The sequence below is a fragment of the Chlorobaculum parvum NCIB 8327 genome (assembly GCF_000020505.1).
Classification (GTDB): domain Bacteria; phylum Bacteroidota; class Chlorobiia; order Chlorobiales; family Chlorobiaceae; genus Chlorobaculum; species Chlorobaculum parvum_A.
Map to the genome: position 1 here is coordinate 1,225,878 of NC_011027.1, position 12,159 is coordinate 1,238,036.

A 12,159-nucleotide genomic window follows, 5' to 3' on the forward strand; every position below is an offset into this window, starting at 1 on the left:
GCAATGCTGGTTTACCGTTAACGGAAAAGCAACATAAGCAAGAAGCTGGAAAAGCACCAAACAAGGAAGGAAAAGGGATCGGTCAGGCATAAAAGGCGGGCAAGTAATTCGCAGAATGCTGTCGGGATGGTTCGCACTTGTCATCAACGCTCATCCATCAAATCAGCCAAATGCAACCACGTCCATTCCATTGAACTTTTGCCGGAACGCAAGAAAGCTGCACCACCTTTTTTTAAGGCAGTGCAGCTCTGCGTGTAATGCTGGAAAGAGTACAGCTCAGGCCTGGGCAGAAGCGGTCTTGCGCTCTTTGACCTTGAGTGCAGCTTTACCGGTACGCTTGCGCAGGTAGAAGAGCTTGGCGCGGCGTGCCTTGCCATTCCTGACGACCGTGATGCTCTCAACGTTTGGCGAGTTGACCGGGATGATCCTCTCAACGCCAACGCCGTGAGAAATCTTGCGAACGGTAATGGTTTTGGATGTACCGGCACCCTTGTCGCCGATCACGACGCCTTCGAAAGCCTGAAGACGCTCTTTTTCACCCTCGATAACCTTGAGCTGAATCCTGACGGTATCGCCGGGACGAACTTCAGGAATATCGTTCCTTTCCTGGGTCGCTTCAACCAACTGAATTAACTGATCCATGATGACACTTTATCTTTATGGTTATTCTTCTTCACTCTCTCTGCGTAGCAGCTCCGGCCTGCGCCTGAGCGTTCGTTCACGCGCATTTTCCTGCCGCCAGCGCTCGATTTTTTCATGATGGCCTGAAAGCAGCACATCGGGCACCTTCATCCCGCGGAACTCCGCTGGGCGAGTATACCACGAACAGTCCAGAAGCTCGCCCTGAAACGAATCGGTCAATGCCGACTCACCGTCACCGAGCACTCCGGGAATGAGCCTGACGACGGCGTCCATGACCATGAGTGCGGGAATCTCTCCTCCGGAAAGCACCACATCACCGACCGAAAGCTCCAGAGTCACCAGCGTTTGGCGAATCCTTTCGTCCATGGCTTTGTAGTGGCCGCACAGCACGATGAGATTCTCCACTGTAGACAGCCTGTTGGCTCTCTTCTGCTCGAAACGCTCACCGTCAGGGGTCATGAAAATGACTTCGTCATACGCCCTTTCAGCCTGCAACTTCTCAATACATGCAAACACCGGCTCTGGACGGATCACCATTCCAGCCCCTCCTCCGAACGGCGCATCATCTACCTGCTGGTAGCGGCCCAATCCGTAATCGTGCAGATTATGCACATGGATTTCCGCAAGACCTTTCCGCCTTGCGATGCCAAGCAACCCTTTTTCAAGGGGCGAGGCAAAAAAATCCGGAATGACGGAAATGATATCTATCCTCATGGCGTCCACATCTGAGTCATTGCCTTTTCAATCTTGTCAAGAACATATCGCCCCAAAATCTGAGGCTTCGACGCTACAGAAATTCGGAAAATCTCCGCAACGTCACGATCCCTTTATCGAGATCGATTTCCGTTATAAACTCTTCGACTGCGGGCACAAGCACTTTTTTGCCACCCGTATCGATTTCATAGACATCCTGCGCCGGCATCTGCAAGACATTGCTGATAACCCCCACTCTACCTTCTGCTTCGTCAACCACTTCCAGACCGATCAGGTCGTGAAGGTAGGCTCGATCGTCGGGCATGGGCTCGAGCGCGTCTCCGGTCACGTAAAGCCTTGAACCGGCTGCGGCCTCGGCCTCTTCGCGGGATTCGATGCCTTCGAACATCAACCAGGCAAAACCCTGCTGAAACTTGGCTGACCGCACTTTGCGGACAACGACCTCTTCGGGACTCTTGCCTATATAATATTCACGGCGCGTCAGAAAACTTTCGGGAAAATCGGTCACCGGCTGAACCTTGAGTTCGCCTTTCAGCCCTTTGGGCTTCAAAACGATGCCTGTCAGAAACAGTTCCACTCCTATTCAGCCGGTTCAGAATTCCCTGTATCGACCTCAGCCTTCGGCGGAACCGGCAGCTTCGGCAGCCTTCTTGGCCTGACGGCGACGAGTCTTGGCCGTAAGACGCTTCTGGCGACGCTCGGCTTCACGCTGCTGCCACGCTTCCATCTCGGTAGCGATATCAGCCTCGCTGACACCGCGGCGCTTCAGGTTCATTTCATGAAGCAAACCGGTTGCGCGAATGAGGCTATGGGCCGTAGCGGTCGGCTGGGCACCCACGTTCAGCCAGTAGGCGACGCGATCTTTCTCGATGGTTACAGCATGCGGCTTGGCGGTCGGGTTGTAGTGACCGATCACTTCGAGAAACTTACCATCTCGCGGTGCACGCCCGTCGGCAGCAACGATCTGGTAAAATGGCATCTTTTTCCTTCCGGCTCTTTTCAATCTGATCTTAACCAAAACGTAATGTGTTTAATTTATTGTAAGAGATAGTATTCATTTATCGTTTCAGAAACTTGTCGAGCGCTAGGTTCTCCGTGGTGATCTTCCTGCCGGACTTGGTCAGGCGGTTGACCGAACGCATCATTTTTTTCATTTCGGTAAACTGCTTGAGCAGCATGTTGACCTCCTGAACCCGGGTTCCGCTGCCGAGCGCGATGCGCTTGCGGCGGCTGCCGTTGATGATTTCAGGGCTTTTGCGCTCCTCTTTGGTCATCGAGGAGATCATCGCCTCGATGGGCTTGAAGTTGATATTTTCGAGATCCTGCTTGGGTACCATCTTGTTCAGGCCGGGCACCATTTCAATGAGCCCCTGAATCGAGCCCATCTTCTTGAGCTGCTGCAACTGATCAAAAAAGTCCTCGAGGTCGAACTCATTTTTCATGAGCTTCGACTGCATCTGCATCGTCTTTTCGAGGTCGAGGGTCTCCTGGGCCTTCTCGACAAAACTGACGATGTCGCCCATTCCGAGAATCCTCTGGGCCATACGATCGGGATAGAACAGATCGAGATCATCGACCTTCTCCCCCACGCTCATGAACTTGATCGGCTTTTCAACCACCTGACGGATCGAAAGCGCTGCACCGCCGCGGGAATCACCGTCGAGCTTGGTGAGCACCACGCCGTCGAAATCGAGACGTTCGTTGAAGGCCTTGGCCGTATTGACCGCCTCTTGACCCATCATCGAATCAACGACAAAGAGCAGCTCGTCAGGGCTGAGCTTGTTCTTGAGCGCTTCGGCCTCGGCCATCATCGCCTCGTCGATCTGCAAGCGACCGGCGGTATCGACAATCAGCACATCCTTGGCGCCGTTTTTAGCCGCCTCGAGACCGCCGAGGGCAGCCTTCATGGCATCCTGCTCTTCGACCGAGTAAACCGGAACGTCGATCTGTTCGCCGAGCGTCTTGAGCTGCTCGATAGCAGCCGGACGATAGACGTCTGCAGCCACAAGCATCGGGTTCTTGCCGTTCTTCTTGAGGCGCTTGGCAAGCTTGGCGCAGAAAGTGGTTTTACCCGAACCCTGCAAACCGGCCACCATGACGATTGCCGGCATCTTTTTCGGCGGAAGATTCAGCGGCTGGTTCTCGCCACCCATGATCTCGGCCAGCTCGTCGTTGACGATCTTGACGATCATCTGCGCGGGCGAAACGCTCTTGATGACCTCCTCGCCGAGAGACTTCTCTCTTATATCCTCGACCAGCTTCTTGGCAACCTTGTAGTTGACATCGGCACTCAACAGAGCGCGCTTGATGTCACGCATGGCGATACCGATGTTGACCTCGTTGATCGTCGCCTGTCCGGCGAGTTTCTTGAAGGTCAGCTCAAGTTTATCACTGAGATTGTCGAACATGATGAATCGGTCACATAAATTCTAAAAATGGATAGCTTTAAATATAAAAAAATTATCATAAAATAAAACCAGTCAATGCAATGACCCTCATGGTATTTTTCCTTTATATTTACCTGACTTCAATTTAACCTGTCACCCATGCCCGCCGAAATTATCGAACACATTTTTCAGACCTTCAAACACCGGAAAATTGCCGTTATCGGCGATCTGATGATCGATAAGTATATCTTCGGCCATGTTTCGCGCATCTCGCCGGAATATCCGGTGCCGGTGGTCGATGTTTCCCGTGAAGACAGCCGACTCGGCGGAGCGGCCAACGTGGCGATCAACACTCATGTACTCGGTGCCGAAACCCTCCTGATAGGCGTAACCGGTCAGGATGCGGAGCGCGAGAACCTCCTCAGACTGATGCAGGAGCAGGAGCTCGATACGGGCATGATCGTAGCCGACCCTTCGCGCCCCACCACCTGCAAAACCCGCATCCTCTCACAGAACCACCATATCACCCGGGTCGATTACGAGCGGCGCCATCCGCTCGATGCGGCAATCGAAGCGCAACTGCTCGGCATGTTCCGGGAAGTCGCGCCGTCACTGGACGCAGTGGTACTTGAAGACTATAATAAAGGAGTGCTCACCCCGTCACTGGTCGAAGCGGTCATCACAACCTGCAAGGCACTGAATGTGCCGGTACTGGTCGATCCGAAGCTCAAGGGATTTTTCTCCTACAGCGGCTGCACGGTCTTCAAGCCAAATCTCTCAGAACTCGCCGCATCGCTCGGTATTGCAGTGAGCAACGACGACAGCGAGGTCGAAAATGCCTGCCTTCAGCTTGTAGAAAAACTCGTGGTATCAAGCCTCGTGGTGACCCGAAGCGAAAAAGGCATGACGGTCTACGACGGCAAATTCACTCACCTTCCGGCCATCTCGCTCGATGTGGCCGATGTATCAGGCGCCGGCGATACGGTGATCGCCCTCTTGGCGCTCGGCATGGCCTCGGACCTCGACCTGGTCACCAGCACCCGGATAGCCAATCTTGCAGCCCACACCGTCTGTCAGGAGGTCGGCGCAGTACCGGTCAGGCCGGAAAAACTCTTCAACGCCTGCATAGCCCATTTGAGGAACTCTTTATAACAACAAGGGTTGGCGGCTCAAGTTCCACTCAGGAAATGTGGATGTGGTTATCGACCACTGATGGCCACGGTGGCGCGTACGAGGAGTCCTGCGCCAGCGATCGCATCTTCTGCAGTGAATAAAAAGGCACCTCGAACAGCGCAGCGTTGCTGAGCGCAGGCGGGATATCGGCACCCGGATCGAGATGCATCACGAACGTCACGTGCACCCTGCTCTCGTTGACGGGCAGTAGTATCCAGGCGCCCCAGGCCTCACGCACCCGATACATATCCGGCTTCACCGGCACAAAATCGTGAGCGCTGTTCATCGTCAACGCAAGCGCCCCCTCCTCGGAAGCATGCAACTCGGTACGCACAATCATCTCGCGCTTGGGAATCGGCCAGGGCGTGTTGAGCACCTGGCGGACGACGTAATCGAGATCGTCGTTCTGATGCAACACCTGCATTTCGGAAAGCTGATGCACCCAGCGCCCGTAGCTGTCAAAATCATGAAACAGACTGATCAGCTTCCTGAGTGACACATCGAACTCGGTCTCACCCTTGAAGCCCAGCACCTCGGAGCCACGGATCTTCGATGAATAGACCTTGATAGCCTTGTGATCGACACGAAATTCCCAGTTGCCCTGCAGGGCGGTAGCTACATCCATTGGCTTGAACTTCTGATGATGATACGAGAGAAACCCGAGGGCTCTATTCCGAGATAAAATCGGTATAGTTTCTGATAATATCTTTTGGCGACTCGTTAAACGCTGCATCGACAGGCTCGCGGTACTTTTCGCGCTTCACAAAGTCGCGCAGGTTGTTCAACGTGTGATATGGCGTGTCGATCACGGCGATATTTGCCAGCCATGAGGGAATCTCTCCGCCCGGTTCGATATGCAGTCTGAACACCACACGGCACTGCTCGTCCGACAGCGGCAGAATATTCCACGCCCCTTCGAGCTTGCGAACCCTGACGTACCGGCTATCCTCAGGGATGAAATCCGGAAGGCATTCAATCTTGATAAAAGCCTCACCGGTTTCGGGATCTTTGTAGGCAGTCGATCGGCTGATGATTTCCCGGTCCGTCACCGGCCAGGGCGCAGTGACGTGCTGCAGAACCACACGGCCCTCATTGTCGTTGTCAAGTTCCTGAAGAATACGCATTTCGCTGGTTTTCCAGACCCAGTCAGGTGCCGACTCGATGTCGTAAAGAAGGCTGAGAACGGAGTGCTGCGGAGCGTCAATGGTCGCAACACCAACAAAGGAAAGAAAGTCGGATGAAGGCACCGGGCAGGTAAAAATCTTCAGCCAGTCGTTGTTGAACCTGAGCGTACAGGTATTGCTATTGATTTTTTCGAGGAGTGACATAGTCGATAATGATGAAGTGGTTGATTTTCAGTGAAACCATTTCACAACAATGAACCGGAAATTTTCAGCGGTTCAAGGCGCCATGAAAAGCTGGCATAAGCAAAAAGAACACCATCTCCTGAAAAATTCAGGATGAGCATTGATCTACTTGCCCGAACCGGATCGTCGGTAAAGGGAGATGGTCCAACAAGTGTTTTGGGATGCCTCACGAAGGCTTTTTTTCAATAAAATGCCTTGCAACCTTCATGAACGGATCACCTTCACGAATCAACACACGAATCTGTTCTTCCGTTCCGAACAACTGCCGTGCAATTCTGGCTTTAAGCGCTAGGGCAATATCGTTGCGATCACGATTGAATTCAACAATAGAAAACGGAATTTTCTGGGCAGCACACTCTTTTCTGATCAAAGCCTTCAAATCGGTCGGCCCGTGATACTCTTCAAAATATTTTTCAGCCGAATCACGGTATTGCTGAACATGACTCTTCGGATCATCGATCAATTTCAACGCGATATCCTGGATCACCCCTCTGGCATACAGCTCCTGATAGAGGTTACTGTATGATTTGCTGAACACCCAGTAATCGGGCATGATACCGCCAACTCGGGCAAGCACGGTCTTCAAGCTGTCGCTTGTCGCACTCCCCATCATGCCGTTGGTGCTGTACACCGAAATATCGCCACCGTCACGGTAGATAAACCCACCATACTTCTTCATGAAACTGTCCGGCAGCTCTCGGGTAAACCGCTCCTTGTAATAGTGCTCACGCCCCTGAAGCCCCTCGTCGTAACTGCGTTGAATCTGCCGTCCTGATGGAGTGAAGTAACGGGAAACCGTGAGCCTCAGGGCGGAACCGTCGGAAAAGGCAAACTGGCGCTGAACCAGCCCCTTGCCGAACGTCAGCTCTCCGATAACAACCGCTCTGTGGTTGTCTTGCAAAGCGCCGGCAAGAATTTCAGCCGCCGAAGCACTCCCCCGATCAACAAGCAAGGCGAGCGGCCCGGCTTCAAAAAGACCGCCTGATTTGGAGCTGTACTTCATCTGGTCTTCACCGCCATGACGGCTTTTGGTATAAACAATAAGCTTACCGTCAGGCAAAAGTTCGTCGGCCACAGCCACAGCCTGATCGAGAAAACCGCCCGGATTACCCCTGACGTCAATAATCAGTCGCTTCATCCCCTGTGCACGAAGCTTCTCCAGAGCGGCGCGAAACTCTTTTGAGGTAGTCGCTACAAACTGACTGATTCTGATATATCCGGTTTCAGCGTCATCGAGAAAAGCCGCATCGATGCTTGAAGTCGAAATTTTGTCCCTGGTGACTGTAAAATCAAGGGTACGGCTGGTCAGTGGGCGATAAATCGCGAGGTTGACTTTGGAGCCTCTTTCGCCTCTTAGACGCTTGAGCACCGCTGTAGGGGTAATGCCGATAACGCGCTTCGAATCAATGGCAATAATCCTGTCGCCAGGCATAATACCGACCGCATCGCTGGGACCTCCCGCAAGGGGAGTGACCACGAGTAGAGTGTCCCGGACAACGTCGAACTCAATGCCGATTCCATCGAAATTCCCTTTGAATTCAGCATTACTGTAGGCCGCCTTTTCAGGCTCGAGGTACATCGTATGAGGATCAAGTGACTGAACCATGCCCTGAATGCCCGCACTTGCAAGACTGTCGCTATTGACAGGATCGACATAACTCGAACTGATCAGCCTGTAGGCATCGACCATTTTGGACTGACTGCCCGAAAGCTCCCCCACGTTTTCACGATTCAACCTCGATCCGATGAAGATACCAAACACCAGAACGAAAATCATCACCAGTACGCTGATTATACGAGACATAAAAAAGGAGCGGATTGAAATCAGTACAATAGGGAATTTCTGGGCAAAGGGATGACCAGAAAGAATGGATTCACCTTAAATGATAATGAAATCGCAGCAGAATGCCTGCACTCTGAATGGAAAAACACAGACGCAATGACCGCCGCATCAGCGTAAAGCTCGAGCCGACCAATTACGAAAGCAGGCACAATAAGAACACGTAGAAATCACAAAAAACCACATTAGCAAGAGAGTAATAAGCAGCAGCCAATACCAGCTAAAAACCAAATAAACCCTCCACAAAACTTCCTCTTATGAGGCAATCAACAGATTAATAAACCATCAATAAGACAGCAAAAAGACTCTTAAATACTGCCATAAAACTCACTAAATCACGCACCTATTCCGAGTAAATACAAAAAATAATTAAAAATTAAAGACACCAACACTCCATTAAATCACAAACAAAAACAAAACAATAAAAAGATAAAAAAAGGCAATTAAATACATAAAATGTTTTTACTATAAATAACAATTAGTTATTAAAATAAAATAACTTATGACTTTTCATAGAAAGTTAATTTTAAATCATTAATGAAAATAAAACTTCAAATAAAAAGCAATCAATACAAGCATTTATCATAAAATTAAACACTAAAAATCCATAGAAATCACCAATAGATCAACCTCAATACTTGCATTTAATGGAAGAGACTTTACGCCTACTGCGCTTCGAACATGTCTCCCCTCTTCTCCGAAGATTTCACCAATAATTTCGGATGCTCCGTTAGCAACTTTGTGCTGATTCGTAAATCCATCAGCACTTGAAACATAGACGGTTAGCTTTACAATTTGAGAGATATTGTCCAGTGATCCGGCGACTACACGAACAGCTGCAACGGCATTAAGGGCGGCTACCCTCGCTGCATTTATAGCCTCATGCTCTCGCTCATTAGTCACGCAACCGCGCCCTCCAGGATTCAACAATTCTCCGTTAACCAGCGGCAGCTGACCAGAAGTATAGATCATTCCCCCTGCCCTGATAGCTGGCTGATACAGCCCCGCCGGCATGGGAATTTCTGGCAGAACGATGCCTGCTTTAATGAGACGTTCTTCGTTGGTAAGCATAGTCATGCTCCATTTTTGATTTAAAAAACCGCCTATCCGTCACTCATATTGAGCGGCTCCAGGCAATTATGATTACTTTTGAAAAATAGTTATCGTGCCTGAAATTGCTTTCATGGTCAGAAAACAAACCCCACTCCCCCGCCTCATGATTGTCAGCAGTGGCGAGGAGCATCGTTCGCTGCAAGGACTTGCGCTTCGCCAAGCCGAAGCTCTCGGCTGTTCAGCACCAGTGGTGTATCAGTTGCGAGAAAAAGGGCTCGATGCGGGAGAACTTGAAGCCCTCTGCCGACAGATTGTCCCTGCCATTAAGGCAACAGGATCACTTTTCACAGTCAACGAACGATTTGACATTGCCCTGACTTCGAAAGCCTCGGGCGTCCACCTTCCCGAAGCCTCATGTCCTCCAGACGCGGTAAGAAAGGCTGCGCCCTCGCTGATTGTCGGCCAGAGCGTGCATTCGGCAAAAGCGGCACGAGCTGCCACCGCGGCCGGACTTGATTATCTGCTTTTCGGGCCGGTCTTTCAGACGCCATCCAAGGAACCGTTCGGCGCCCCACAAGGGCTCGAACGACTGCGCGAGGTCTGCCGGGCAACACCCCTGCCGGTCTTCGCGGTGGGAGGCATAACGCCAGAGCGCTCTCCGTCGTGCATTGAATGCGGAGCTTGGGGAGTTGCCGCCATGAGACCCTTTTTTGATCCAGAAACCATGCCTGAAACGATCAACCTCTTCCTTTCGTATCTGCCCTCATGACTATTCCACGACGACTGCTTTGCGTCATCACCGACCAGCAATCCAACCCTGTCGAACTGGCCCGCATGGCCCTCGAAGGAGGCGCGCGCATGGTACAACTTCGAAGGAAATCGGCATCAGGCCGTGACCTTTTTGAATGGGCAGTCAGAATCCAGGCGCTCTGCCGCGAATACGAAGCGTTGTTTATCGTTAACGACCGCGTAGACATTGCTCTTGCGGCACATGCCGACGGCGTGCATCTCGGCCAGCAGGACATACCTGTTGCTTCGGCAAGAGCGCTGCTTGGCCCTGAAACGCTCATCGGCGTGTCGGTATCAACCCCCTCCGAAGCCGCAAAAGCCGCAGAAGAAGGGGCCGATTACCTCGGCGTGGGGCACATCTTCCCCACCAGCTCCAAGGAGAAACCGATGCCACCTATCGGTACGAGCGCGATCCGACCGATCATCGAGGCTTCTGGGCTGCCGGTCATCGCAATAGGCGGCATCGAACTGCAGAACGTAGCTGAGGTCATCAAGGCCGGAGCATCAGGCGTTGCGGTCATCTCGGCAGTCTCAGGTAGTGCCGACCCGGTTGCAGCGACCCGCGAACTGGTCAAACGCATCCGTCAATGAACGCGACACGCGACTACACAACAGTACTGACCATCGCCGGTTCGGACGGCAGTGGCGGTGCAGGTATCCAGGCAGACCTGAAAACCATCGCCGCGCATAGCTGCTACGGCCTGAGCGTCATCACCGCCGTGACTGCGCAAAGCACGATGGGGGTAGCTGACGTTCACCCGATTCCATCCTCATTTATCGCCAAGCAGTTCGAGACAATTGTATCGGATATCCGCATCGATGCGATCAAGATCGGCATGCTGGGCCCTGCTGGGAACGCTGAGACGATTGCAGGGCTGATTGCAGGACTCGACGGCGTGCCGATCGTGCTCGACACCGTGCTGCGCTCTTCGAGCGGTGCCGCGCTGTTTTCGGCGAACGATACGGCGGCAATGAAACGTCTATTTCCGCTGGTAAGCCTCATCACCCCGAACCTGCCCGAAGCAACCATGCTGACAGGCCGTAACGCCCCGCCATCAGGCGGCAAAGAGGAGATCGAACAGATCGCGCTGGAGTTACAAATGCAGGGAGCACCGTCGGTGCTGGTCAAAGGCGGGCACTGGGAGGGCAAGGTTTGTCACGACTGCCTGCTGCACGAAGAGAGGTTTTACTGGTTTTCGAATCCGAAAATCAACACCGTCAACACGCACGGCACCGGCTGCACGCTCTCATCAGCCATCGCAGCGGGGTTTGCAATGAAATTGGGGATGTCCGAAGCCGTAGCCAGAGGAATCGATTATACCCGCAAAGCATTGCAGGCCGGCGCAGGCTGGAGACTTGGTCACGGACACGGCCCGCTCTACCACTTTCCCGACAAGACTGAAAGTCGGGCTGACTGACCGGAAAGAGTCACGGTTATCGTCACTCAAAGCCAACCAACAAACTGCGTTCAGCTCATAACCACTCTATCCATTGCGCTACCCCCTCTTTGGTGCCATACCAGCGGGTATGCGGAGCTGGCACGTGTTCGCAGTCGGGAATGGTCACGTTTTCAGCTCCCTGCAGAAAGCAGCTTTTTGCAGGTACCACGCCATCTCCGGGGAGATTTCCCTCATCGGTGACTCCGCGGTAAAAGAGGTAACAGAGTTTTTCGGTGAAACCACTATCGAGCGCACCTTGATAGCGATCACTAACGACAGATACCACAGGGTATCTGCTGAAAAAATCGGGATCGAGATGCTTGAAAATGAAGTCGGTCTTGATTTTCGCAAAATGCTCGTGGGTATGAAAAGGAGTGCCGAGGGTCACAAGCTTGCCGACCATACCATTCACCTGATAGACATCGCCCTGAAAGGAGTGTTGGAGGAGGTAGATCATGGCCACCGTTCCACCGCCGCTGTGGGCGACGATGGTGACCGGCTCGCCAGGAAACTTCGCGGCCATCTGCCGCACCGTGCGGTCCAGAGCCGCCATGACGCTGTTGGTCGAGCGCTCGGGCGAAGGAGGCATGCCGATCCAGTCCAGCAGACTGACTGGCGCGATAGCGATCTTCTCTTTCGGGATCCATTCAGACAACGCATCCCTCATCACCTCGTAAAGAGAGTCCCAGAACAGCACACCGGGAACGATCACCACGGGATTCTGACTGATCTCTGCCATATCGCGTAACACCTCC

At 52.6% G+C, this 12,159-nt stretch carries 14 protein-coding genes; 4 read left to right on the forward strand and 10 right to left on the reverse strand.

All coding sequences use genetic code 11. The annotated features are described in order from the left end of the window. Nucleotides 1-276: 276 nt before the first annotated feature. The 5 genes from rplS to ffh form a co-directional block, all read right to left on the reverse strand. On the reverse strand, nt 277-642 hold the full coding sequence (rplS, locus tag CPAR_RS05635) for a 50S ribosomal protein L19 (RefSeq protein ID WP_012502347.1): 366 nt from the start codon (nt 640-642) through the stop codon (nt 277-279). Between the two features lie 21 nt (nt 643-663). Further along, a complete protein-coding gene (trmD, locus tag CPAR_RS05640) occupies nt 664-1,356 on the reverse strand; it encodes a tRNA (guanosine(37)-N1)-methyltransferase TrmD (protein ID WP_012502348.1) in 693 nt (230 codons plus the stop codon). 73 nt (nt 1,357-1,429) lie between these two features. Further along, entirely contained in the window at nt 1,430-1,933 is a 504-nt protein-coding gene (gene rimM, locus CPAR_RS05645; protein WP_012502349.1) for a ribosome maturation factor RimM, read from the reverse strand. Nucleotides 1,934-1,969: 36 nt separating this feature from the next. Continuing rightward, complete coding sequence (gene rpsP, locus CPAR_RS05650) at nt 1,970-2,374, reverse strand: 30S ribosomal protein S16 (protein ID WP_012502350.1); 405 nt, start codon at nt 2,372-2,374, stop codon at nt 1,970-1,972. A 40-nt stretch (nt 2,375-2,414) separates the two neighbouring features. Continuing rightward, nucleotides 2,415-3,764: a signal recognition particle protein gene (gene ffh / locus CPAR_RS05655; RefSeq protein WP_012502351.1), complete on the reverse strand. Its 1,350-nt coding sequence runs from the start codon at nt 3,762-3,764 to the stop codon at nt 2,415-2,417. 138 nt (nt 3,765-3,902) lie between these two features. Between ffh and rfaE1 the strand changes: the two genes are divergently transcribed. Then, nucleotides 3,903-4,895: a D-glycero-beta-D-manno-heptose-7-phosphate kinase gene (gene rfaE1 / locus CPAR_RS05660; RefSeq protein WP_012502352.1), complete on the forward strand. Its 993-nt coding sequence runs from the start codon at nt 3,903-3,905 to the stop codon at nt 4,893-4,895. A gap of 28 nt (nt 4,896-4,923) precedes the next feature. Here rfaE1 and CPAR_RS05665 read toward each other — a convergent pair whose 3' ends face one another. The 4 genes from CPAR_RS05665 to CPAR_RS05680 form a co-directional block, all read right to left on the reverse strand. Continuing rightward, a complete protein-coding gene (locus CPAR_RS05665) occupies nt 4,924-5,541 on the reverse strand; it encodes an START domain-containing protein (protein WP_012502353.1) in 618 nt (205 codons plus the stop codon). 43 nt (nt 5,542-5,584) lie between these two features. Beyond that, nucleotides 5,585-6,244, reverse strand: a complete 660-nt coding sequence (locus tag CPAR_RS05670; RefSeq protein WP_012502354.1) for an START domain-containing protein — start codon at nt 6,242-6,244, stop codon at nt 5,585-5,587. 205 nt (nt 6,245-6,449) lie between these two features. Beyond that, a complete protein-coding gene (locus CPAR_RS05675; RefSeq protein WP_012502355.1) occupies nt 6,450-8,087 on the reverse strand; it encodes a S41 family peptidase in 1,638 nt (545 codons plus the stop codon). A gap of 633 nt (nt 8,088-8,720) precedes the next feature. Beyond that, nucleotides 8,721-9,194: a RidA family protein gene (locus tag CPAR_RS05680; RefSeq protein WP_041466288.1), complete on the reverse strand. Its 474-nt coding sequence runs from the start codon at nt 9,192-9,194 to the stop codon at nt 8,721-8,723. Between the two features lie 145 nt (nt 9,195-9,339). Between CPAR_RS05680 and CPAR_RS05685 the strand changes: the two genes are divergently transcribed. Genes CPAR_RS05685 through thiD form a run of 3 tightly spaced genes read left to right on the forward strand, consistent with a single transcriptional unit; the run spans nt 9,340 to nt 11,383 of the window. After that, complete coding sequence (locus CPAR_RS05685; protein WP_232203872.1) at nt 9,340-9,945, forward strand: thiamine phosphate synthase; 606 nt, start codon at nt 9,340-9,342, stop codon at nt 9,943-9,945. After that, nucleotides 9,942-10,556 carry a thiamine phosphate synthase gene (gene thiE / locus CPAR_RS05690; RefSeq protein WP_012502358.1) on the forward strand — a complete coding sequence of 205 codons (615 nt, stop codon included), beginning with the start codon at nt 9,942-9,944 and terminating at the stop codon, nt 10,554-10,556. The genes CPAR_RS05685 and thiE overlap by 4 nt, the downstream gene beginning before the upstream one ends. Beyond that, a complete protein-coding gene (gene thiD, locus CPAR_RS05695; RefSeq protein WP_012502359.1) occupies nt 10,553-11,383 on the forward strand; it encodes a bifunctional hydroxymethylpyrimidine kinase/phosphomethylpyrimidine kinase in 831 nt (276 codons plus the stop codon). Before thiE ends, thiD begins: the two co-directional genes overlap by 4 nt. 55 nt (nt 11,384-11,438) lie before the next feature. Here thiD and CPAR_RS05700 read toward each other — a convergent pair whose 3' ends face one another. Then, nucleotides 11,439-12,143: an esterase/lipase family protein gene (locus CPAR_RS05700; RefSeq protein WP_012502360.1), complete on the reverse strand. Its 705-nt coding sequence runs from the start codon at nt 12,141-12,143 to the stop codon at nt 11,439-11,441. Nucleotides 12,144-12,159: the final 16 nt, after the last annotated feature.